Genomic DNA, 240 nt, shown 5'->3' on the forward strand with positions numbered 1-240 from the left:
GGCCTTGCCGCATGCCGCCGCTCAGTGTGCGTTGCGCTCGGGCTGGCGCGTCCATTCGTGTTCCTCGCCCGGCACCTTGCCGAACGTCTGCGCGGCCCACGCGGCGCGTGCGGCGTCGATCTTCGCGCGCGCGCTCGACACGAAGTTCCATTCGATGAATCGCTCGCCGGGCAGATGCGCGCCGCCGCCTCAGCCGAGGCATGCCTTTGCTGCTGCAAGTCCTCATAGCGCTTCTTGTCC

The 240-nt window shown here is 68.8% G+C and carries 1 pseudogene; it reads right to left on the minus strand.

The annotated features are described in order from the left end of the window. Positions 1–21: 21 nt before the first annotated feature. Positions 22–186: pseudogene (locus tag SB786_RS37500) on the minus strand (pirin family protein); the annotation flags it as partial. Between the last annotated feature and the right edge of the window lie 54 nt (positions 187–240).

This window comes from Burkholderia sp. SIMBA_062 (genome assembly GCF_046534765.1).
Classification (GTDB): domain Bacteria; phylum Pseudomonadota; class Gammaproteobacteria; order Burkholderiales; family Burkholderiaceae; genus Burkholderia; species Burkholderia ambifaria.